The sequence below is a fragment of the Clostridium sp. YIM B02555 genome, assembly GCF_022320955.1.
Classification (GTDB): Bacteria; Bacillota; Clostridia; order Clostridiales; family Clostridiaceae; genus Clostridium; species Clostridium saccharoperbutylacetonicum.
Window position 1 is genome coordinate 42,504 of record NZ_JAKJJY010000015.1, and the last position, 24,642, is coordinate 67,145.

A 24,642-nucleotide genomic window follows, 5' to 3' on the forward strand; every position below is an offset into this window, starting at 1 on the left:
CTAGAGATAGATTTGTGTATGTGGGATTTTGTATAAGAAATATTAATCAGTCATCATTACTTATTCATTAAGTTACGAACTAAAAAGTGAGAATCCAAATCTTGTATTTGGTTATTCGAACTTTCTCTGTAAGCTTAAACCAAAGTTATTCAGTATTAATTATTACTTATTAATCAATTAGAAAAGCCAATTACGTGTTACAGTCACTTTATTTTGAATATATTAGCTTAATTTAAATGATGATTTTAAAGGCACTATTCTATTAAATACTAATTTATCAGAAGTAGTGTATTTAGTATCAACATTAAAGAAACCATTTCTAACCATTTGGAATTTATCCTGTGGTTTTGCATCCTTAAAGGCAGTTGGCTCAATGAAGCCTTGTAATACTTCCATTGAATGTGGATTTATTTGTTCTAGGAAGTGCTTTCCTTCATTTTCTGGAGCGTCATCTAGAATTAGTGGCTCATATAATCTAAATTCAGCAGGAATGCAAGTTTTTGCATCTACCCAGTGAATAGTTCCTTTAACTTTTCTTCCTGTAAAGCCTGATCCACTCTTAGTTTCTGGATCATAAGTACAGTGAACCTCGATTACTTCACCATTTTCATCTTTGATTATGTCAGTGCATTTAACAAAATATGCACCTTTTAATCTAACTTCATTACCAGGGAATAATCTGAAGTATTTCTTTGGAGGGATCTCCATAAAATCTTCTTTTTCAATATATAATTCTCTAGAAAATGGAACTTCTCTTGTACCTTGAGTTTCATCTTTAGCATTGTTTTCTATAACAAGCATTTCTGATTCATTTTCAGGATAATTAGTTATTACAAGTTTTAAAGGATTTAATACTGCCATAGCAAGTGGTGCTTTAAGCTGTAAATCTTCTCTTATAAAGTAATCTAACATTTGAGAATCAACAATAGAATTAGCCTTAGCTACTCCAATAGCAGTACAGAAGTTCTTTAAAGCTTCAGGAGTGCAGCCCTTTCTTCTTAGACCACAAATAGTAGGCATTCTAGGATCATCCCAGCCATCAACAACATTTTCATCAACTAATTGTTTTAGCTTTCTTTTACTCATAACTGTATTAGTCATGTTTAATCTTGCGAATTCTATTTGTCTTGGAGTAGCTTCCATTTCACATTCACTTACAACCCAATCGTAAAGTGGTCTATGATCTTCAAACTCTAAAGTACAAATAGAGTGAGTTACGTGTTCAATAGCATCTTCTAATGGATGAGCAAAGTCATACATAGGATAGATGCACCATTTGTCACCAGTATTGTGATGAGTTGAATGAGATATTCTGTAAATGATAGGATCTCTCATATTTATATTTGCTGAAGCCATATCGATTTTAGCTCTAAGAACTTTTTCACCATCAGCAAATTCCCCATTCTTCATTCTTTCAAATAAATCTAAGTTTTCTTCGACAGATCTATTTCTGTAAGGACTTTCAATGCCAGGTTTTGTTAATGTTCCCTTATATTCTTTAGATTCTTCAGGGGATAAATCACAAACATAAGCTTTACCTTTTTTAATTAAAAGAATAGCTCTTTTGTACATTTCATCAAAATAATCAGATGCAAAGAATAGCTCATTCCAATTTCCACCAAGCCATTTTACATCTTCTTTTATTGATTCAACATACTCTGTGTCTTCTTTAACGGGATTTGTATCATCAAATCTCAAATGAGTTTTACCTTTGAACTCTTCAGCTAAACCAAAATTTAAAAGAATGGATTTAGCATGACCTATATGTAGGTAACCGTTTGGTTCAGGTGGGAAACGAGTTATTATTTCTTTGTGTTTTCCACTTTCTAAATCTTCAACGACGATGTTTCTTATAAAATTAGAAGAATTAATTTCATTTGACATAATTTTACCTCACTTATTAACAGCATTAATAATTGTCAATTTTCAATTATAACTGACCCTTGAGCAATGACAATTGTTTTTATTGTTATTTTTCACTTAATAATAATTTTAATCTAATATAGAGAAAAAATAAAGATAAATAAGGTTGTTTGATAACTAATTTTTACAAGTTTTATTTATTTAGCAGTCTATAAATAATAAAAGCCTCTATACTATAAGCTTATTTTATTAGGCTTATAATATAGAGAACTCTTATTATTTAGCTAAAAAGGAAAGTATTAAGCTAACTTTCCTTTTTAAGATTTCCAGTTCAATGACAATTGATAATTGAGCATTGATTATATATTTAAAGTAAGAATTTTATGTTTAGGAATGAGCAAATTAATTATCATTTTTTTATTATTTTAAAGGTAAATTATTTTACAGTTGGACTATTTGTTACTGTAGCGCCTGAAAGGTCATTTTTTCCACCGCCTGAAGATGTACAATTATCTATTATAGCTTTAGCAAATGTAACTTGATATCCTAAAGCCGATGGTTTACCTGTAAGAGGCCATTTGTAATTTCCTAAAGCATTATTTATTGCAGTACAACCTGTCATAGTAACAACACCATTTTGATTGTTTCTATCAAAGCCAGCACCTGTGTTTCCGGTTGCTGTACAATTAGTTAGAACATGTTTTAATGGATCTAGATGAGCAGCTTGACCAGGAGTTTTATTATCTACACCTCCAAGTTTAAAGCCATTACCATCACCTTTTATTCCACCACAATTTCCGTTATTTATTGCTTTACAATGGTCAAACTTTACAGCTCCATGAGCAGCATATAAATCATATCCGTCATCTGAATTTCCTTCAGCTGTACAATAATATAATTCATTTCCTACACCTGAATGTAACTTAATAGCAAAACCATCAGCATTTTCACCAGTTGCATCTGCATTGCTGTAAGAGTAAACACGAGTTAAAATGTTGTTTGCAGCTCCATTTGATAATTGAACTCCAGCATCTTTATTATTGTGAACATCTAAATCTGTAAGGTTATTACCAGAACCTTCAATATAGATTCCATTATCAGCTGCACCTGAAATATCTAAATTTTGGATAGTTGATCCATTAGTTTTTATTGATAAGCCTTTTCCTGAGTTCCCAGAGGTTGAAGAAAATACTAATTTATCAGTGTTCTTTCCAGTCTTTCCTTTAAGCGTAATACCAGCAGGTACATTTATTGTGCCTGATTTTATAGTTCCAGAAATAAGAATAGTATCTCCTTTAGTGGCTTTTCCTAAGTCACTTGTTAATTCTGCTGTTGTAGTAGCGGTATAAGTTGTAGCAGCATAAGCAGGTGCACCCTGTAGTAAGCTTCCTCCTGTAACAATAGCTCCTAAAGCTGCGATTAGACATAAATTTTTGATTTTTTTCATTATAAAGATCCCCCTTATATTAATCAGTTTAAATTATTGGTATAATGAATCTAAGAAAAATAATTTTATCAAATGTTAACGTGAACACAAACGTTAACATAGACATGTTCAAGATGACCACCTATACATATATATTCTCATATTATTTATTATTTTAAAAGACCTTTTCCACCAAACGTCGAAAATTTGGTATTAAAAGAAATTTCCAGTTGTAGCATTTGAAAGTTTTGATTTTTATTCCTAAAAATCAACTTTTTATGCAAGAGTATTGATTTTTTTGTAAGAAATATATAAATATTAGTCACATAGAAGTAAATTATTAATTGATATAATAATATTTTCATTAATAGTGAAGTTTGAATAATACTGCATAATATTGTATTATATAAGTGAAAAACATAGTTATTTATCAATTTTAATAAATATTAATTCAAGCGTATTTAAAATTGAAGGAGAGAATGGGATGTGATATCGTGTATTCAATTATCTTAGTAGAAGATGATATTATGCAAAGAGAAATATTAAAAAAAATGATTTTACAAATGCATGAATTTATAAAAATTTATGAAGCGGATAGTGAGAAATCAGCTTTGGATATAATCGAGAATAATGATGTCGATATGTTTTTGATTGATATTAGTTTAAAGGAATCCTCGGGATTAGACCTTGCAATGAATATTAGAAAAATTCCAAAATACGAATTTAGGCAAATTATTTTTCTAACAACTCATATGGAATATATCACACAAGCATTTAAACAAACCCATTGTTATGACTATATATTAAAACCATATGATAAAGATGAAGTTCAAACTATGATTAATAAGATTATTCTTAATGAAACTAATAAACTTAATAGTAAACCAAAGGAAGTTAATGTTGAAGATACTAAGGAAGTAGTTGTAACCCTTAAAAGTGGTGTGTTTTTAGGAATTAAAATAAAAGATATTATTTTTATAGAAGTTAAAGGGAAAAATTGCGAAATAAATACTACTAATGGAATGTATGTTGTTAACAACACAACTTTAAAGAAAATGATGAAATTAATAAACTGTGAATACATAATTCAAAGCCATAGATCTTATGCAATAAATAAAAAATATATATCAGTAATAGAAAAACAAGATTTTAAGCTGAGTAAGGTGTATTTTAATAATTATGAAGGTACAGCATTATTAGGCTATAAATTTAAGGATGATGTTATATCTGAATTTAAAAAAGGGAAAGTGATAATATGTTAAGCAGCATTATTTTAAATGGTTTAGATATGGTGAATATTATCTATTTGTGGGATGTATTAAATAAAAAAGATCGTGATATTTTAAAACTAGTATCAAGCATAATGTTAGCAACGCTATTAACAACAATAGTCCAGCACTTAAATTTGAATTTTGTTTTTGAGTACCTGATGATTGTTATGTCAATAAAGATTATGTATAGAATGAAGTTAAAAGATATTATATTAGCATTTCTTTTAGCTTTGCTTATAATTATGAGTTTACAACTAATACTTACAGTGTTTATTGATAGTTTTATATATAATAATACTGCTAAGATAATTGCTATAGAATTAATTATTTTATTAAGTATAATAATATTCTCAAAAACTAATTTAGGAAGAAATATTACTTTTAAGGATATAGATAATAATATTATATTTAATTTTGTTTTAATATGTAGTATTTATACAATAACTCTTAAAATTATTTGGGATTATGATAAAAATATAATTTTAAATAATATAGCTACTATTTCTGCAATGTTGAGTGCATTAGTAGTTTTTCAAATATTGACTTATTCAAGCATTGTTAAATTAACAAAAGAAAAATTAAAGTTAGAGGTTTCAAATGAGTATAATGAAGTTATTGAAGAGATAGTCCAGGAAATAAAACAAAGACAGCATGACTTTATTAATTATAAAAATACAATAAAAGGTATAGTAGGAGTTGTGGATGAAAAGGATATCAAAGAAGCAATTAATAACTATATTAAAGATGAGGATGTATATGGAGATAAGATAAATGCTCTTATTTATATTGATAATGTAGTTATTAGATCAATAGTATATAGAAATATGTGCAAATTTAAAAAATATAATATTAATTTCGATTATGAAATTGAAAATAACGTCTTAGATGATGTTTTAAGTTATCGTGAATTATCAAATGTGTTGAATAATTTATTAAATAATGCTTTTGAAGAAGTATCTAAAGAAGAGTGCAAAAATAAGAATATTAAAATTAAAATTTTTAATAAGAGTGGAACAGCTAATTTAATAATAGAAAATCAAGTGGTGGATATTAATAATATTAATTTAAATGAAATATTTACAAGAGGATATTCAACTAAAAATACTGGCACAAGAGGGTATGGACTTTACAATGTACAAGCCATAGTAATTTCACATAAAGGGTATATAAAGATTAATGTTGAAGATGGGAAAATTATTTTTAATATAACTTTTAATAGATCAGTAAAATAGTACACATAAGTAATTGTGGCCTGTAAAAAATACAAGCCACAATTTACTGTCAAAAGAAATATTATAATATTAATGTAGAATGTAGAATGAGGAATGTAGAGAATTTTACTTTAATATTTCTTCAGGACATTCTGGTTCTCCATACAATGTAGCACAGCTTACATTTAATCTTACATTAAATACTTTAAGTAAGATGGCTGCTAGAGAGTTTGTGAACTTTTCCATTTGAAACAACTCCTTTTATGTATAAAATGATTAGTTGAATTATTTGAAGAAAAGTACTCATTAATATACAGTTACTAATTTTTGTATCTTGTATTTGAAAAAAGATAATCATCCAAAAGGTAAATGATATTAACGAAAGCACTTTTAACTTGGCTTTATTTTTTATAGGTCTATTTGTATTAACGCAAGGAGCATATAGTCCAATTATAACTAGGGATATTATAAAGAAAATTACATAGTAATAAGTGCTTAGCTTTGGAAATAATACACTAAATATTACTACTATTAAAAAATGCAGAATACTGGACGTTAAACATCCAACAAAAGTTTTAGAATGAATGCCACCAGCTATTGGTCTTGTCGAAAACAGAATAACATAAGAAAATAAGAATAATGAGAACTGATTTAAAGATATAAATATTAACGAGATTATTATAAGCTTTGCTAAATCTCCTAAAATCATCTGTATTGCATAATCAATTTTCATTAAGTCTGTTAGGGACAAAGAAGCATTATTTTTACGTAAGTATCCAGTTATAAAATTTGAAACTGACTTAATCATTTTAACTCCTTTAGTTAAAGAATTAATTTATGTTATATAAGTTATATACATCATGGGACAGAAAAATACAATATAGTTGGAATGAAAAGCAGTTTTTAGGGAATGAAAAGAAGTAATTGGGATAAATAGGATGAAAGAGCGAAATGCTTATCTTTCATTCCATATTTCGTTCGTTTGGAGGAATTTGTATTTACATAGTTTAATTATTGTGCAAATATATAGATGTGGGAGAATTATAATTCAATAATGGTATAAGGGATTGTAATAAAGGATTTTATTTTCTATTCAATGAGGCAGAACTCATTGAATACCAAAATAAAATCTGAAAGAAATGAGAAGGTTGTATACTATATACAGTTATTCTCTAAAACGCATTAATAAACCAAACCCAATAAAATCATATAATACTATCAAATTAGCTATAGTTAAAAAATCACTTGAGATTGGTCATCTTAAGTGATTTTTTATATATTAAGAATTAATTATAGCTTCATAAGCTGAGATAGTATTAAGAGCTGTCTTATTCCAAGAGAAAGTTTTACTTCTAGTAAGGCTTTTTTTTACCATAGTGAGCTTTAATAAACTATTACTTAAAACTCTTTCAATATCATAAGATAATGCATCTATGTCATTAGGATCTATAAAAAGTGCAGATTCATAGCATACTTCTGGAAGAGAAGTGACATTAGATGCAATTACAGGAGTTCCACAAGCCATAGCTTCTATTGGGGGAAGTCCAAAGCCTTCATAAAAAGATGGGTAAACTAAAACCTCTGTAGCATTATAAAATAACGGCATATCTTCAATAGGAATAAAATCTGTAAATACCACATTATTAGAAATGTGCAATTCTTCAGCTCTGTTTTTGTATTTAGAATATGAAGGGCCTTTTCTACCTGTAATAACTAACTTAAAGGTTTCTTTTAATTTATTAGGAAGGGCAGAATAGGCTTCAATTAAACCTAAAATATTTTTTCTTGGACTAAATCCGCCAACATATAATATAAAGTCTTCTTGAATTCCATATTTTTGTGTAATAATGCTTTTAGATTGGCATTTACTCATAGGCCTATAGATATCTTCGGCAGCAAGTGGTGTTACATAAATTTTATCAGCAGGAAATTTGAATTCATTAGCAATATCAGCTTTGGAAAAATTAGAAACTGTAATTATTCCATCGCAGCTATCCAAAATTTTAGGTAATTCATCATTAAATATTTTTAAATATCTATCACTAACGGTTTCAGGCATTTTTAAGGGAATTATATCATGAAGAGTAATAACCTTTTTGCATTGAATATTATCTGAAAGTCCAACGCCATTTTGAGGAACATGGTAAAGCTCTATATCTGCATTGTTTAATATATTTGGAACATTTATATCATCCCAAAAACTTTTAGAAGGAGCTGATTCAACAAGTTCCATTTTAAAATTACTTTGTAAATTATCAATAGAGTCACATTGTGGTATAAAAATTAAATAGTTATTATCACAATCAACTTTGCTTAAACTTTTTATCAATTGATTAGTATATGTGCCTATGCCAGTACCATGATACCACTTTGCAGCCCTACCATCTATTCCTATTTTCATCATTAAATCCTTTCATAGAATTTGTGTTACTGTATTATATTAAAAGAATATAAAAAATGTTAATAAAAGAATTAATATACACATATAAATATACAGGAGGTGAGAAAGATGATGAGGGAATTTGAAATAGAAAGACAATTCAACGTTAAGATAGAAAAAATCAAGGCTAACAAAGGGGTTTACTATCTTAAAACAGATAAGGGCGAAAGATGTTTAAAAAAGATAAATTATGGACCTCAAAAATTATTATTTGTGTATGGTGCTAAAGAGCACTTAAGGAAAAATGGTTTTGATAATTTAGATAAATACTATTTAAACATAAATGGAGAGCCCTTTGCATTAGTAAATGAAGATTTATACACTTTATCAGAATGGCTGGAAGGAAGAGAATGTGACTTTCATAACATAGAGGAAGTTAAATTAGCAGCTAAGACTCTAGCCAATCTTCATGAGGCATCTAAGGGATATGACCCACCTGAAAATTCTAAATTAAAAAGTGACCTTGGAAGATGGACACATTTAATAGAGAAAAGGATTAAATCATTAGATAAAATGAGAGACATGGTGAGGAAAAAAAGTATAAAAAGTGATTTTGACATGCTTTATTTAAAATCTATGGAATTTTATAAGGAAATAGGGAAAGAATCGTTACAAACTTTGAATGAATCAGATTACTATGAATTATGTATGCTTGCAGAAAATGAAAAGAGTTTTTGCCATCATGATTTTACGTATCATAATATAATTTTAAGTGATGATATGGGTGTACATGTTATAGATTTTGATTACTGCAAGAGAGAGGTTAGAACCTTCGATATAAGCAACTTTATGATAAAAGTTTTAAAGAGAGTTGAATGGAATATAGACTTTGCAAATGCCATTATAGATTCATATAATTCAGTATCTCCATTGAAAAAGGAAGAATATAAGGTTTTATATTCTTATCTTCAATTTCCACAAAGATATTGGAGACTTGCTAATAGGTATTATTATAACGAAGTCAATTGGGCACAAAATACCTTTGCAAGTAAGTTAGAAACAATAATAAATGAGAAGGAAAAACAATTAGATTTCTTAGAAAAATTCAAGAATGAATATAATATATAGATATTGTAAAATAAAGCTGCTTAAAAGTGATTAAAAACTATTAAGCAGTTTTTATTTTGAGAATAGGCAAATGCTTTGTTAATTGTAACTTATAATTATTAAAGCCATATTATAAGTTATAAAGGAATATGTAGGAGAAAACTATGGAGATTGGTGATATTGTTGTAAGGAAATCCTATAATAAAGATGTTACCTTTAAGGTTATTGATATAAGAGAAGAGGATGGAGAATATAATATTATTTTAAAGGGGATTAATATAAGAATAATTGCTGATGCAAGTATGGAAGATCTTGAACTTGCAGATGAAAATAGTGGCTCTAAAGATAAAATTTTAAATACAAGAGTGAATGAAGCTATAAAGCAAGCGATGATACTTAGAAGCGATTTTAGGGATAAGGTTGAAAAATCCCCTAAAATAAAAAATAAAAATGAGCTTATGTTTGGAAGGCCAGGGAAAATATTGCATGTAGATGGTGATAGTGAGTATATGGAAACTTGCTTGAAGGTATATAAACAACTGTCCTTGGATGCAGTTGGAAGAGCTATAGCTGAAGCAGACCAACCAAGGGTAATAGTGGATTTAGTTAAGGAAATTAAGCCAGATATAGTAGTGTTGACTGGACATGATAGTGTACTAAAACAACCTAGAGACTATTTGGATTTAGATAATTATAGAAATTCAAAATACTATTTAGAATCAGTAAAAAATTTGAGAAATTATAATTCAAGTTATGATGAATTAGTAATATTTGCGGGGGCCTGTCAAAGCTGCTATGAAAGAATTTTGGATGTAGGTGCTAATTTTGCCTCAAGCCCTAATAGAGTTTTAATCCACTGCTTAGACCCTGTCTTTGTATGTGAGAAGATTGCTTATACTAGAATAGATAAGGTGGTTTCTATAACAGATGTAATTGAAAATACCATAACTGGAATAAGGGGTGTTGGAGGATTGCAGACTAGGGGGAAGTATAGGGAAGGGTATCCTAAGTCGCCGTACATTTAATTTTGGCAGCCTTAATTGGCTGCTTTTTTAGACTGCTAGGCAGAGTGGTGAAACACGAAGCAGGGGGAGTTAACCTGAAGGAGGATATATGTAAAAATTGAGAATATTCTAATATGGTAATATTCCTCACCATATTTAATCTTTAGAATATTACCATAGAAGAATATATATTCTTAAGAATATACTTTAAGAATGTGGCGGAAAGGATTCTAGTATAAAAAATAGGATTTAAATTTGATTGTGTCTAATAGAGAGCACGACGACTACCGACGAGAATAAATATCAAAATTAAATATGTATTAAAACATAAATTAAAGCTGAAAGTTATGGGGTAGATAGTTTTCAGCTTTTATCAAGTTTGGAGATTTTTATAGTGATTTTAATTCTTTTAGCCGTAAATTTAGTTTTATATTTAAGGAATCTCTTAACAGTAGGAATAGATACATTTAAAATTTCAGCACATTGAGCATTAGTATATCCCATTTTATTTTTCCAAGCCTTAAATTTTATAGGTACATCGTTATAGTTTATATATATGACCGTATTGGAGAAATCCAATACGTTTTTTTAGGCAAAAGATTAAGTTTTATAATTAATAAAATAATGTGGCACAAATTGATAAAATCGTGGCGCATGATGATGTTAAAATCTGATGAGATAAATAATATAATCCTAACATAAGATGAAGTTAATTTTGTTTATGCAATAGATAACTATTACATCTATAAAATATAGGAGGGTTATATATGAGTAAAAAAGTAGCACTAATTACAGGTGCATCTTCAGGTATTGGAAAATCAACTGCGATCGAACTTAACAAAAGAGGTTTTATAGTTTATGGAGCAGCTAGGCGAAAAGATATGATGCAAGACCTTGAGGTAAAAGGAATACATACAATTTCTTTAGACGTGACAAATGATGAGTCTATGGTTAAATGTGTTAATGAGATACTTAATAATGAGGGCAGAATTGATGTACTTGTAAATAATGCAGGATATGGTTCATATGGAGCAATAGAGGATGTACCAATGGAAGAAGCACGTCGTCAGGTCGAAGTTAATGTGTTTGGGCTTGCTCGAATGGTACAACTTGTAGTGCCAAGTATGAGAAAAAATAAATCTGGTAGAATTGTCAACATTTCCTCTATGGGTGGAAAAGTATGGACTAAATTTGGTGGCTGGTACCATGCAACCAAGTTCGCAGTAGAAGGTTTTTCGGATTGTTTGCGATTGGAACTAGAACCATTTGGAATTGATGTAGTTGTTGTTGAGCCAGGCGGAATAACAACTGATTGGGGTATTATTGCCGCAGAAAAACTCCGAGATGCATCAGCAAAGGGGGCATATGCACAAGCAGCCAGCAAAACAGCAGATGGTATGATTAAGAATTATACCGGAAATCAAATGTCGAAACCAGAATTGATTGCGAGTTGTATTGGTAAAGCTGTAACTGTAAGAAGGCCTAAAACACGTTATCTAGTAGGTTATTTTGCAAAACCGATGGTAATCATGAAAACAGTTTTTGGGGATCGTGCTTATGATAGGATTATCAAAATGTTCAGTTAGTATAGTTTTAGAATTACGGTGTAGTCCTAATGAAAAAGGATTTAGATGAGAGAAAGATTAAAATAAATATTAGATTTGGAGAGATGATTTATATATGGATAATGTATTGTATATATTTAAAAATAAAACAGATCCCTATAATTTGAATTACACAATCAGTGGATATTTTTATCTGGCAAACTTCATTACCCATATTTTAAAGAAAAGATTGTAAAAATGACGTAAGAAGCAGAAAAGGCATCTATTCAGGCTTTTGCAGAGACAGAGCGAATTGCAGATTCAATTAAGGAACAGGGTGAATCGATGCAGAATTCTGATGCAATTCTTGAACAGCTACTATGTTTGTCAAGAGAATTGTCTGAGCAAAAAGAGATGGTATAATCAGAAGGTTTATTCTTAATAATAGGAGGTTAGAAGTGAAAAAGCTTGTAATATATTACTCTCATGATGGAAATACAAAGTTTATTGCAGAAACGATTGCAAGAGAAATTAATGCAGATATCACTGAATTAAAGACGAAAAAAACTATGAATGCGTCAGGTCTGATGAAGGTTGGATGGGGCGTTAGGCAACTTGTTAGTCAAAGTGAACCTGTTTTATGTGCAATGGAAAAAAATCCAACAGATTATGATTTAATAATTATTGGTTCACCTGTATGGACTTATACATTTGCTCCCCCAATAAGGACTTTTTTAAAAAATTATTCTATGTTAGGAAAAAAAATTGGGCTCTTTTGTTGCCATGGTGGACAGAAGGGTAAAACACTAGAGAACATGAAAAAATTATTGGACGGAAACATGATAATAGGAGAGTGTGAGTTTTTGGAACCACTAAGCTACGAGAAAGAGAATAATAAGAAAAAGGCGATTGTTTGGGCTAAGAAGATAGTGAACGAATAAGACACAATTCTTGGAATAAAGAGAGATGATGTGGCAGAAAAATTAGGATTTAGCAAAATGATGCTTATGGTACACTAATAGTAGCTTATGTAGCTGTATATATTCAACTATATAAGCTGCTTTTTATAATTAATAAGAAATATCGTGGCGCAAATTGACAAAATCATGGCGTATAATGATGTTAAAATTCAATAAAATAGAGAATATAATCTTAACATAGGATTAAGTTAAATTTGTTGATGCAATAGATGACTATTATATCTGTAAAATATAGGAGCATTATTTATGAGTAAAAAATAAGCATTAATTACAGGAGCATCTAGTGGAATAGGAAGAGAATTTTCTCGTATTCACGCAGCAAATGGTGGAGACCTTGTTATAATTGCAAGAAGAGAGGATCAATTAAATTAACTGAAACAAGAATTAGAAAAGAAATATAATATTAAAGTAAAAGTTATTGCAAAGGACTTAACATTGCCACAGGCACCTAGTGAGATTTATAATGAAGTAAAAGATGCAGGCATCGAAGTATCTGATATGAGTAATACACCTTTATTTGCAAAGACAGTAAGCCCACATATTGTTGCAAAAGATGGCTATAATGCAATGTTGCAAGGTAAATTAGATATTATTGCAGGGGTTACAGTTCCTCAAAAAGTTATGATGAGTATGTTACAATTTATGCCTAAAAAATTAATGTTAAAACAAATATATCAAATACAACAATAAAATAAAAATGAATAAATTCAAAAGAGAGATACACTAATCCGTATTTTAAATAAATATCTAATGATAGATATGGAGGGAGTTTAAATGTCTACTAATAAATTTATACTAGATAGAAAATTTGCAGATTTAATCGAAAATCTTGGCATATCAATTGCAGAAGTACTAAAAAAATCTAACTTACCTGAAGATTTATTTAGTCATCAGATGCCTTCTTTAACGGCAATTGAATATATTAATTTTATGGAAATATTAAAAGAGTTATCAAATGATGAGTGTATCCCAATAAGGATTGGTACAATAGAAAATATAGAAACATTTTCTCCACCTATATTTGCAGCTTATTGCAGTAGGAATGTATTGACTTGTATGAAAAGAATATCAACATATAAGAAACTTATATGTCCATTAGTATTCCTAGTTAATGAAAATAAAGATAATATAACATTGGAGATGACTTTTGAAAATACAGAAAATGAATTACCAGAGTTTTTAGTTGCAATAGAAATGGTATTTTTAGTACAACTCATTAGAAATGCTACTAAAACTCGTATTATCCCTAAAGAAGTTGTGACAAAGCATAAGATAGATAACGATAATTATGAAAAGTTTTTTGGAATAAGACCCAAAGTAGGAACCAGAAACATATTGACAATATCAAAAGAAGATGCACTTCGTTCTTTTATAAGTCAAAATGATGCTATGTGGGAATATTTTGAGCCTGAACTAAGAAGACGACTTAGCGAATTGGATATAGATGACACTTATGCAGCTAGAGTTAGAAGTGCACTTATAGAACTTTTACCGGCAGGAGAAGGAAGTATAGATGATGTGTCATCAAAATTAGGCTGTAGCACAAGAACTCTTCAAAGAAAGTTAAAGGAAGAAGATACTACATTCCAAAAACAGCTAAACCATACCAGAGAACTACTTGCAAGGCATTATTTAAAAAATTCAGCTATATCGAGTGATGATATAGCTTACCTATTAGGGTATCAAGATTTAAATTCTTTTGTAAGAGCATTTCATATATGGACTGGCATGACAATAAGTGAGTATAAAAAGAAAACAAATTAATTTAAAAATTCATGTGATAGCTATGGATTTTTATTTGTATCTAATATCACTGCTTATATTTTTGATATTTCTTTTTTTAAGCTATGTACAGAATATGAGATTTTATTTTAGGTTTAATAATATAGTAGCAAATTAATTGAATTTACATAGACGACTAGCTATAATTAACAATATAATGCTTTGCTTTAGGAAATATATACATCACCATCGCCAACCACTATTATTTTGTAACTAGATTTTAATGGCGTTAAGTCATATTTAATAGATTTAGGATTAAGTTTTATAGATTGAAGTGTAGCTAAGTTATCATCTAAAACAATTATTAATGAACTTTTATTTGTAGAGACGTTTTGAATTTCATAAATTTTATCTGTCAAAAGGGCTTCAAAATCACTTAAGTTATAAATACCTTCCTTAAATACATTTGTTGTAATAGGAGTAGTAGCGCCTATTATAACAAATGATAAAATAAGAAATACAAAAATAATTTTTTTCATTTCTAAAACCACCTTTCATACTTATTATGCTATTTTGATTTTATAATATGTATTATTAATTGTTGTTTTTTTAGAGTTTATGTTAACAAAGCCAGTGATAAAAGGGTATGTAATAAATAAACTCAATACAATAATAAAAGCAAGCAAAAACCTTCCATATCCATGAATTTTCTTTTTAAGTTTATTAGTATTGATTTGGTTGTTAATACAAATCTCCCCATTCAATATTATATTTTTTAACTTAAGTTCATTACATAAACGGTATAAATTATTATAAATATTGTATCAACAAAAACTATCCAATTTATGTTTTGAAATATATTTAATTTCTTGATTTTAACAAAAAATAAATGTAGTGAAGAAAATAATATTTAGTTTGACTAAGCCCTTAGAGTTGGATCTATAATTTATGTTTAAATAAATTCAAATATGGTAGAATAAAAGATAAGATTGCTTATAAATAATTAAAGGTAGGTGGTTAGCACATGGATAAAGAGCAAATAATAGATAAATTGAAGTCAAATGAATTTGTTGATTTTATAAATAAATACAACATCATAACTGTGATTTTGTTTGGCAGTATAAATGGAAATGACTTTAATGAAGAATCAGATGTAGATTTAGCCATGATAGCTGATACTGAAATTGAATTGGATAAGGTTTTAGATATAGAATTATTTTTACAAAACCTATTGGATAGAGAAATAGATGTTTTAGACTTAAGAAACGATGAAGTAGATTTATTCGTAAAGATAAACATTTTAAATAACGGTAAGGTAATTTATTCTTTAGATAATAATGAAGCATTGGAAGCTATATATAATGAAACTGATAGAATTTATAAGGAAAATGAAAATTTCATGTATTTTAGAAGAGGAGATGTTCTATATTGAATAAAGAAAGACTAATTAAAATAATAGAAGATATGCAAGAATGTATTGTGGATATAAACGAATGTCTAGAATTATTAGCAACTAGAAAAGATGACAAATTGATCATTAAATTATCAAAATCAAGCTTGCGACAATTATTCGTTAGCTTTCATACAATATTAGAAGACTTGTGTTCTATAGTTCTTAAAGAAATAAAGAAATATAAAATAGGAATTACTCTACATGACAGCTTAATCATTCTAAAAGAAAATGGAATCATAAATGAAGAAACTTATGTATTTCTTGAAAAGTCAAGATTACTTAGAAATAGAATCTCGCATAGATACAAAGAGCCAAAGCATGAAGAATTAATTGAACATATTTTAACTTATAATAATAAATTTGAGGAAATAGTTAAGATAGCAAAAGCGTATTTAAGAGACTAAATTTTGTGACATTTGGTGCTATAAGCTGGGGCTGTGAAATCCGGAGTAGGGATAATAGAAGCAAGATAAAATTGAAAACCTGTAGATCCTTTATTTTAGAGGATTTACAGGTTTATTTGGGTTGTATATTGGGAATTTATGAGATTTAAAGTAGAATTAACCACGACTTAACAGTGATTTAAACTAAAAGGAGTAACTTTTTTATTAGGGACAAATTATTTATTGAGGTGGTAATACTATATGAGAATTAATAAAAATGTTAAATTTATTCTTCCAATTGCTGTAGCTACGGTTATGGCTACATCAGCTTGTATACCTTTCATAACAAATGTTAATGCTGAGATTACAGGTAACTCAGGAATTCAAGGTTTTTCATTACCTAAGGTGACAGGAGCATACAACATTAATTCAGGTGTTGGTTCAGATCCAAAAGAACTTGATTTTGCTTGGTTTACACAAGCTTCTGGAAAAGCACAAATAAAGATTGCACGTACAGCTGATATGAAGGGTACAGACTTTCCTTCATCTGCAACTATTCAAGATGCAGACCAGATGGCTGTAAAAGCAACACAATCCATTGATCAAAAGTATACAGTTCTTGCTGATATTAAAGGAGTAGGTAATCCTGCTAATGAGGGGGATAATGTCTATAATGGGAAAAAGGCATTAAATGCTCCAACTGGTGAATATTCAAACAAAGCTAAAGTAAAAGACTTAGACTCAGACACACAATATTCCTACTCTGTAAGTGATGGACAAGGAAATTGGAGTCCAATTTATACTATTAATACATTGCCAGCAGATAAAGTAACCTTTGCTGCTTTTGGTGATCCACAAATTGGTGCCTTTGATAATTCAAAGGGTACTGCTAAATCAAATGCTACAGGTGGTCATAAGAATTTAAGCGATGACAAAACAGCATGGAAAAATATGCTTAAACTAGTGACTCAAAATAAAGATTTAAACTTCCTTTTTACAATGGGAGATCAAATTAATGACTATAATTACTTGATTCAACCTTCAAATGCATCGGATGGACAATGGTATCAATATAGAGACTTTTTCAATCCTGATGATTCAGTAAATTATATGCAAAGTATGCCTTTAGCTGCTTTCTCAGGTAATCACGATCATCAAATGGGTGAATATTATGGGTACCACTATAATCAACCAAACTTAGGTAAGCTTGGTGCTACTCAATATGGAAATGATGGTGACTATTGGTTTACAGCAGGCCCAGTACTTTTCATGGTATTGAATGCAAATAATTATGGTACTGCTGATCATGATCAATTTATAGCTGAAGCTATTAAGGCTAACCCTAATGCAAAATGGAAAGTGGCTTCATGGCATCAATCAGCATATAGCGAAGCTAATCACAATACTAAAAATGAAATTGATGATCCAGTTTTAACAATACGTAATACTTGGACAAAAATGATGGATAAATATAAGATCGATGTTGTATTACAAGGACACGATCATTATTATACTCGTACTGCACAAATGTTAAACGGAAATGTTGTTGATCCTAGTACTGGAGCTCCTGAAACTTTGAAGAATAATGGAAGCGCTCAAGCACCAGGTACTTCAAATCCAAATGCTACTTACGCAACAAAAGAATATCCAAATAGTGTAACTAACCCTAAAGGAACAGTTTACTTTACTCTTGATACAGGTACAGGAAGTAAATATTATGATGTAAACAAAGGTAATAATGATTCAATTGGCGGAAGTGCTGATCACTCCTTTAGTGTTGTTGGATGGCAAGGATATGTTCCATCTTATTCTGATATAAGTTTTACAAATGATACTTTCACAATTAAAACATATGCAACAAGTGATTTTACAGTTGAAAATCAAACACTAATTGACAGCTACACAATTACAAAGAAATAAAGATATTTTAGTGAAGCACAAGCAGTCAAGTTTATATTCTATAGACTAGGCTGCTTGTTACATAAAATTAAGCTGCATTTTATAAGAGCAGTACATTAAGTAGGAGAAGCAAAATGAAGGTAAATTTAAATTGGAATTCATCTATAAAAATATGTGGTAAAATTATTGGACCTATTGCCGTTTTATTAATTTATATCGTAATGGCTGTGAGTTTTAGTTCACATACGCCGATTTATAATCCATATAGCTCAGGGGCTGGAGGAGAAATGCATTACGAAAAAGGTAAGGTTGTTTCAATCGATGAGCAGGTAATAAACCCTTCAGGTTTCTCCGAACTATATATTGGGAGACAAATTGTTAATGTGCTTATAGAAAGTGGACAATATGAAGGGCAGACTTTTCAAGTTAATAATGCTCTTAATTATGACACTAACTTTGTGCTTCATAAGGGTCAGGATATTGTAGTATCTATTAATACCTCTACTGGAGATAAATCACTGGTAAATGTTTATATGTTTGCTCCATCTAGAGTTGTTCCTTTGCTTGTGCTTATAGGTATTTTTATTGGAGTAATGTGTTTAGTAGGAGGCTGGCGTGGTTTTCATTCTATACTAGGGATTATATTTACTTTGACTACAGTTTTATTTATATTTATTCCACTACTTTTCCATGGAGTATCCGTGGTTTTAGGAACTATTTTACTTGTTATAATAACTTCCTGTGTAACCCTATTTTTAGTTGGAGGTTTTGACCGCAAAAGTATATCTGCAATATTAGGAACAGTAGCAGGTGTAATTGTATCAGTTATCATTATGCTTATTTTCAGTAAGCTTTTAGGCATATCTGGCTATACTTCTACAGATGCAGATGCAATGCTTAATATTGCAAGTCAAACTAAACTTCAAGTGAAGGATCTTCTGTTCACAGGAATTATAATTGCTTCACTGGGAGCTGTAATGGATATTGCTATTTCCATTGCAACATCTATAAATGAGCTTAAGAAGCAAAAGGAAGATGCTACTTTTAAGGAATTATTCAGCTCAGGAATGAATATTGGGCGAGACATGATGGGAACTATGAGTAATACGCTTATTTTAGCATTTTTAGGGGAATCTATTTTCTCTTTCATTTTGATGTATTCTTATCAAGTACAGTTTAGGCAATTGTTTAATTCTAATAGTATTGCAATTGATATTCTTAATGCTATTTGCGGAAGTTTAGCAGTTGTTTTAACAGTGCCAATTGTAGCTGCTATTGCAGCAAAGCTGCTTCAAGGAAGTCAAAGTTCTTATAAAGCGCAAGATGGAGAATTAGCAGAAAATAAGGAAATGACAAGTACTTTGAAAAATGGGTATGCTTTAGAAATGAGCAGAAAGTAATTTAAAAAGTGTTTATTAAAGAATTATATATTGTAAAAAAAGCTGAGAACTATGGGGGTGATAGTATTCAGCTTTTTTTGTTGGGGACTGTCACTTGGAAGTTGTTGGAGACTTGTGGTTTGCTAGAGAGGTGATAATTTTACTATTCATGTTTTTGTTTATGTTTAAAAAAAGCTAAATATGGTAGAATAAAATATATGATGGAATGAGGAAGTGAATTGATATATGAGAAAAAAGTTTAATGTAACGGGAACTTGTATACCTAACAAACATTACATGGTAAATACTTCGAATAAAATGAAAAAAATAATAAGGTTAATTGAAGATGAAGAATATTTTATTATAAATAGACCAAGACAGTACGGAAAGACTACAACATTGTACCTACTTGAAAAACTTTTGAATGAGGATAGTGAATATTTAGTTATATCTATAAGTTTTGAAGGTATTGGAGATTTAATTTTTGAAGAAGAAAAAAGGTTCTCAAAAGGCTTTTTAAATTTAATTGAAAGAACTCTTTTCATGGGTAATGAAGAAATATCAGAATTTGTAAAAAATGAAAAAAATGATGTAGAAACTATGGATGATTTATCGCACTTTTTAACAAAGTTTATATTAAAGTGTAATAGGAAAGTAATTTTAATGATAGATGAAGTTGATAAAAGTAGCAATAATCAATTGTTTTTGAGTTTTTTAGGAATGCTTAGAAATAAGTACTTATTAAGAAACACTGGTAAAGATTATACCTTTTATAGTGTAATACTTGCAGGAGTCCATGATGTAAAAAGTTTAAAACTGAAAATAAGACCAGAGGAAGAAAGTAAATACAATAGTCCATGGAATATAGCTTCTGATTTTAATGTAGATATGAGCTTTTCAGAAGAAGAAATAGGTACAATGCTTGATGATTACACTGAAAATAAAGGTGTAGTTTTAGATAAAGCTTACTTTGCAGAAAGGCTTTATTTTTATACTTCTGGATATCCATTTTTAGTTAGTAAGCTTTGCAAAATTATAGATGAAAAGATAATGGCAGAAGAGGAATTGAAATGGGAAAAAGATTATATGGAGCTGGCAGTTAAAGAAATCTTAAAAGAGAGCAATACTAATTTTGATAGTCTTATTAAGAATATAGAAAATAATAATGATTTAAAAGTATTAGTTAAAAGAATAATTTTAGACGGTACAGATATTACTTATAATCAAGATAATTTAATTATTAATATGGCAATAATGTACGGTATATTCAAAAATAATAATGGAAAAGTTAACATTCATAATAGAATATATGAGCAAAGAATATATAATTATATGAGCTCATTAATAGAAACTTCAACAGAGGTAGGAGCTTATAATCAAAGTGCAAAATTCATAAAAGCAAATGGAGATTTAGATATAGAAAAAATACTTGTAAAGTTTCAGGAATTTTTAAAACATGAGTATTCAGAAAAGCGAGAAGAGTTTCTAGAGGCAGATGGAAGATTGGTTTTTCTAGCGTTTATAAGTCCTGTCATAAATGGAACTGGGTTCGCATTTAAAGAAGTGCAGGGTGGGGAAGAAAAGCGCTTTGATATAGTTATAACTTATAACAAGAAGATGTATATTTTGGAGTTGAAGAAGTGGAATGGAGAAGAATATCATAAAAAGGGTATGCTTCAATTAGCTGAATATCTTGAGCAGTATAGTTTAGAAGAAGGGTATCTCTTAATATTTGATTTCAGAAAACTTAAGGGTGAAGCAGGAAATGTGGCAAGGAGTACTGTGACTTTTGAGGGGAAAAAGAAAGAGATAGTCGAAGTTTATTGTTAAGGTGCTACTAAAAATTTAGGAGAATAGTAAGAAATTAATAATATAATTTACCAGACAAAAAAAGTTTTTGAAGATACATAGAGTTAGATGTGGCAATGGATTAAGGAGTTAGTTTCTATAAATGAAATTATGTAAGGATTACTTGGTAAATTTATTGTGAAGGTATTATACTGATTGGGATATGAGATTTATTTTGATATGGAAATGGGCTTTTTTCTTTGGATTAACATTAACATGGGATGTATTTAAATAGTTAAAAACATAACTGAAAAGCCAAAGTCCAAACGATTAACATTAACATGGGATGTATTTAAATATTTGCTTTTGAATTGCTTTAAATAATTCCATGTTTGATTAACATTAACATGGGATGTATTTAAATTATTGGGTCATTCCTTGATCTTCTCTGAGCTTCTTGATTAACTTTAACATGAGATGTATTTAAATGTTATTCTAAATTCTTCTTCTATGATATTCCAACACGATTAACTTCAACATAAGATGTATTTAAATTAGCTAAAGGTAATTACACTGAAGTCTTGATCCTGGATTAACATTAACATGAGATGTATTAAGTTTATATATAAAAAATTACAGTAAAAATAGTAGAATTGTAACCAAGGTTATTATTTCTTATTAAAACTTAAATTTTATCCCAGGCATAAAGAAAGATAAATTCTATTAATGTAAGTAAAACTGAGGCATTAAGAAGGACTTTTTGAGTGCTAGCTAAAATTCATAAAACGGTTGGTAAATTTTTGCGTGAAAGTTGATTCTAAGAGGGATGAATGGTATTATTTATTTTAAGGAATGGCTATTTTGCTATGGATTAACTTTAACATAAGATGTATTTAAATTCTGTTCTGCAAAAGCGACCATTTCATCATTACCAGAGATTAACTTTAACATAAGATGTATTTAAATGTAAATTGTTTTGCATTAGCTTTTGTAATATAACCGATTAACTTTAACATAAGATGTATTTAAATAGAAAAGAGGATTGTAAATGAGTAAAAAGCAAATGAGATTAACTTTAACATAAGATGTATTTAAATTTATTTACATAAACAAGACTTAAAATATCAGCAGCTGATTAACTTTAACATAAGATGTATTTAAATAGATTCAATTCATTTTTAATTTCTTTTAAACGACGATTAACTTTAACATAAGATGTATTTAAATTAATGATTAGGATATATACTTTGTTTAACTGGATGATTAATTTTAACATAAGATGTATTTAAATAGTCAAATTGTTCTATTCCATCGCCGCTTTGCATTGTGATTAACTTTAACATAAGGTGTATTTAAATGAATCTCCGTCTAAATCATTCCAGTAAGGCATATTAAGATTAACTTTAACATAAGATGTATTTAAATTTTAATCTTGATTTAATCCTAAATCTCCTATCCTGATTAACTTTAACATAAGATGTATTTAAATGATGATAATTTTATATTTGAAATGTGTCCTTCAAGCGATTAACTTCAGCATAAGATGTTTTAAGTTAAAATATAATAAAGTACAGCAAAAAAATAGTGTGCCTGTAACCCAGCATTCTATTTCTTGCTTTTTAATTAATTTTATTAGAATTGAAAATAGAATCCGAATGTTATATAATAATAACAATAAATTTTAGGAGGAAATATTATGAAAGCATTTAATATGAAAATAGTAGATTTCATACATCATCACTAGCAAGACTTGGTCTGTTAAAAAGCAGATGCAAGTCTATAATTCGTAGGCTTGTATCTGCTGGTGATAATGAATTAGATGTTAGTAGTAATTTGTTAAACCATGTAGGATATATGCCTGCATGGTTTTTTGCATATGTAATGTTTAAAGATTAAAGGAAATATGAGGAGGAGAATGAACTATGAAAAATAATAAAATACAACCAAGTATATTACCAGGCTTTATGGAGCTATTACCAAAGGAACAGCAAATATTTAGAGATATGGTAAGAAAGATAACTAATGTATATGAGCAAAATGGATTTTTAGAAATGGACACCCCAATTATTGAAAAATCTGAGGTGCTACTTGCGAAGAGTGCAGGTGAAACTGAAAAACAAGTATATAGATTTAATAGGGGGAGTAATGATCTATCTTTAAGATTTGATTTAACAGTACCATTTGCTAGATTTTCAGCTCAATATTTCAATGAATTAACCTTCCCATTTAAAAGATATCAAATTGGCAAAGTATATAGAGGAGAGAGAAATCAAAGAGGAAGATACAGAGAATTTTATCAATGTGATATAGATATTATAGGAAATAATAAGCTTAGTGTTAATAATGATGCATTGGTAATTAGTATGGTATCTAAGGGGTTTAAGGCTATTGGTTTAAAAGATTATAAATTTCAAATAAGCAATAGAAAAATACTATCAGCTATTTTGGAAAAACTAGAAATTATTAATGCTATTGAAGTCATGGTTTTAATTGATAAGTATGACAAAATAGGAAAGGAAGAGTTTTTAAATTCATTAGTTGAATTAATAGGGCAAGAAAAAGCTGATGATATTAATAAAGCCATTAATATCAATGGAAGTAATGAAGAAATAATGAAACAATTAAGAGAACTAGATATAAATTCAGAGGAGTTTGAAAAGGGACTTGAGGAACTTTCTGTAGTTAGAAATATGCTAAAGATTTTTGGAGTAGAGGAGGATGAGTATGTAATAAATTTAAAAATTATAAGAGGCCTTGATTACTATACAGGAACTGTGTTTGAAACTTTTTTTATAGGAAATGAAAGATATGGTTCAATATGTTCTGGTGGAAGATATGATAATTTGGCTCAAAATTACACAGATAATATTTTACCAGGTGTAGGAATATCTATTGGACTTACAAGATTGTTTTTTGTATTGAAAGAAATAGGGTTCTTAAAGGATTATAAGGTAGAAAAATCAATAGAATATTTAATAATACCAATTGGTGATACGTTAGAATACTGTGCAGAGGTTTATAATAAATTATTAAACAAAGGGAAATATGCTGAAATATATCTTGAGGATGATAAATTAAAGAAAAAACTTAACTATGCTAATAAGTTAGGAATACCAAAGGTAATACTAATTGGTGAAGATGAAGTTTTAAATAAACAAGTGAAAGTTAAAAATATGGTTAATGGAGAAGAAACAATAGTTGGTGCTGAGGATTGATTCTAGGTGAATTTTTA

21 protein-coding genes and 1 CRISPR repeat array are annotated in these 24,642 nt (G+C 29.0%); of the genes, 15 read left to right on the forward strand and 6 right to left on the reverse strand.

Going from position 1 to position 24,642, the window contains the following annotated elements; translation table 11 throughout:
* Positions 1–222: 222 nt before the first annotated feature.
* A complete protein-coding gene (locus L3B98_RS18760; protein ID WP_238917835.1) occupies positions 223–1,884 on the reverse strand; it encodes a glutamine--tRNA ligase/YqeY domain fusion protein in 1,662 nt (553 codons plus the stop codon).
* A gap of 415 nt (positions 1,885–2,299) precedes the next feature.
* A complete protein-coding gene (locus L3B98_RS18765) occupies positions 2,300–3,310 on the reverse strand; it encodes a right-handed parallel beta-helix repeat-containing protein (RefSeq protein ID WP_015390666.1) in 1,011 nt (336 codons plus the stop codon).
* Between the two features lie 458 nt (positions 3,311–3,768).
* Here L3B98_RS18765 and L3B98_RS18770 point away from each other — a divergent pair, with 458 nt between their 5' ends.
* Together L3B98_RS18770 and L3B98_RS18775 are read left to right on the forward strand one after the other, a co-directional pair.
* The gene (locus L3B98_RS18770; RefSeq protein WP_015390667.1) at positions 3,769–4,551 is read left to right on the forward strand and encodes a LytTR family DNA-binding domain-containing protein; all 783 of its coding nucleotides are present in this window, start codon (positions 3,769–3,771) and stop codon (positions 4,549–4,551) included.
* Positions 4,545–5,792: a GHKL domain-containing protein gene (locus tag L3B98_RS18775; protein ID WP_077360222.1), complete on the forward strand. Its 1,248-nt coding sequence runs from the start codon at positions 4,545–4,547 to the stop codon at positions 5,790–5,792. The genes L3B98_RS18770 and L3B98_RS18775 overlap by 7 nt, the downstream gene beginning before the upstream one ends.
* A gap of 105 nt (positions 5,793–5,897) precedes the next feature.
* Here L3B98_RS18775 and L3B98_RS18780 read toward each other — a convergent pair whose 3' ends face one another.
* The 3 genes from L3B98_RS18780 to L3B98_RS18790 form a co-directional block, all read right to left on the reverse strand.
* The gene (locus L3B98_RS18780; protein ID WP_156875886.1) at positions 5,898–6,017 is read right to left on the reverse strand and encodes a cyclic lactone autoinducer peptide; all 120 of its coding nucleotides are present in this window, start codon (positions 6,015–6,017) and stop codon (positions 5,898–5,900) included.
* Entirely contained in the window at positions 5,977–6,579 is a 603-nt protein-coding gene (locus L3B98_RS18785; RefSeq protein WP_275298457.1) for an accessory gene regulator B family protein, read from the reverse strand. Before L3B98_RS18785 ends, L3B98_RS18780 begins: the two co-directional genes overlap by 41 nt.
* Before the next feature lie 471 nt (positions 6,580–7,050).
* Positions 7,051–8,172: a glycosyltransferase family 1 protein gene (locus L3B98_RS18790; RefSeq protein ID WP_077360224.1), complete on the reverse strand. Its 1,122-nt coding sequence runs from the start codon at positions 8,170–8,172 to the stop codon at positions 7,051–7,053.
* 108 nt (positions 8,173–8,280) lie between these two features.
* Between L3B98_RS18790 and L3B98_RS18795 the strand changes: the two genes are divergently transcribed.
* From L3B98_RS18795 to L3B98_RS18820, 7 genes are all read left to right on the forward strand, one after another.
* Positions 8,281–9,279: a CotS family spore coat protein gene (locus L3B98_RS18795; protein WP_015390672.1), complete on the forward strand. Its 999-nt coding sequence runs from the start codon at positions 8,281–8,283 to the stop codon at positions 9,277–9,279.
* 143 nt (positions 9,280–9,422) lie between these two features.
* Positions 9,423–10,283, forward strand: coding sequence for a sporulation peptidase YabG (yabG, locus tag L3B98_RS18800; protein WP_238917836.1), 861 nt, complete (start codon positions 9,423–9,425; stop codon positions 10,281–10,283).
* Positions 10,284–11,029: 746 nt separating this feature from the next.
* On the forward strand, positions 11,030–11,848 hold the full coding sequence (locus L3B98_RS18805) for an oxidoreductase (protein WP_238917837.1): 819 nt from the start codon (positions 11,030–11,032) through the stop codon (positions 11,846–11,848).
* Between the two features lie 416 nt (positions 11,849–12,264).
* Positions 12,265–12,747 carry a flavodoxin gene (locus L3B98_RS18810; RefSeq protein ID WP_015390675.1) on the forward strand — a complete coding sequence of 161 codons (483 nt, stop codon included), beginning with the start codon at positions 12,265–12,267 and terminating at the stop codon, positions 12,745–12,747.
* Positions 12,748–13,053: 306 nt separating this feature from the next.
* On the forward strand, positions 13,054–13,158 hold the full coding sequence (locus tag L3B98_RS29150) for a hypothetical protein (protein WP_343073695.1): 105 nt from the start codon (positions 13,054–13,056) through the stop codon (positions 13,156–13,158).
* Between the two features lie 63 nt (positions 13,159–13,221).
* Positions 13,222–13,476 (forward strand): hypothetical protein, encoded by a 255-nt coding sequence (locus L3B98_RS18815; protein ID WP_238917838.1) that lies wholly within the window; start codon positions 13,222–13,224, stop codon positions 13,474–13,476.
* An 84-nt stretch (positions 13,477–13,560) separates the two neighbouring features.
* Positions 13,561–14,550 (forward strand): AraC family transcriptional regulator, encoded by a 990-nt coding sequence (locus tag L3B98_RS18820; protein WP_238917839.1) that lies wholly within the window; start codon positions 13,561–13,563, stop codon positions 14,548–14,550.
* A gap of 185 nt (positions 14,551–14,735) precedes the next feature.
* On the opposite strand, the gene L3B98_RS18825 is transcribed toward L3B98_RS18820, so the two are convergent.
* Complete coding sequence (locus L3B98_RS18825) at positions 14,736–15,047, reverse strand: hypothetical protein (RefSeq protein ID WP_238917840.1); 312 nt, start codon at positions 15,045–15,047, stop codon at positions 14,736–14,738.
* Positions 15,048–15,532: 485 nt separating this feature from the next.
* Here L3B98_RS18825 and L3B98_RS18830 point away from each other — a divergent pair, with 485 nt between their 5' ends.
* The 6 genes from L3B98_RS18830 to hisS all read left to right on the forward strand — a co-directional run bounded on the left by L3B98_RS18830 (position 15,533) and on the right by hisS (position 24,625).
* The gene (locus tag L3B98_RS18830) at positions 15,533–15,940 is read left to right on the forward strand and encodes a nucleotidyltransferase domain-containing protein (protein WP_238917841.1); all 408 of its coding nucleotides are present in this window, start codon (positions 15,533–15,535) and stop codon (positions 15,938–15,940) included.
* Positions 15,937–16,365 carry a HepT-like ribonuclease domain-containing protein gene (locus L3B98_RS18835; protein WP_015390680.1) on the forward strand — a complete coding sequence of 143 codons (429 nt, stop codon included), beginning with the start codon at positions 15,937–15,939 and terminating at the stop codon, positions 16,363–16,365. The genes L3B98_RS18830 and L3B98_RS18835 overlap by 4 nt, the downstream gene beginning before the upstream one ends.
* Before the next feature lie 240 nt (positions 16,366–16,605).
* A complete protein-coding gene (locus L3B98_RS18840) occupies positions 16,606–18,264 on the forward strand; it encodes a metallophosphoesterase family protein (RefSeq protein WP_238917842.1) in 1,659 nt (552 codons plus the stop codon).
* Positions 18,265–18,377: 113 nt separating this feature from the next.
* On the forward strand, positions 18,378–19,643 hold the full coding sequence (locus tag L3B98_RS18845) for a YibE/F family protein (protein WP_077360238.1): 1,266 nt from the start codon (positions 18,378–18,380) through the stop codon (positions 19,641–19,643).
* A gap of 225 nt (positions 19,644–19,868) precedes the next feature.
* Positions 19,869–21,452: an AAA family ATPase gene (locus L3B98_RS18850; RefSeq protein WP_238917843.1), complete on the forward strand. Its 1,584-nt coding sequence runs from the start codon at positions 19,869–19,871 to the stop codon at positions 21,450–21,452.
* Between the two features lie 827 nt (positions 21,453–22,279).
* A CRISPR array of direct repeats spans positions 22,280–22,965; the repeat unit is 30 nt; unit sequence GATTAACTTTAACATAAGATGTATTTAAAT.
* Positions 22,966–23,332: 367 nt separating this feature from the next.
* Entirely contained in the window at positions 23,333–24,625 is a 1,293-nt protein-coding gene (hisS, locus tag L3B98_RS18855) for a histidine--tRNA ligase (protein ID WP_238917844.1), read from the forward strand.
* The last annotated feature ends 17 nt before the right edge of the window (positions 24,626–24,642 follow it).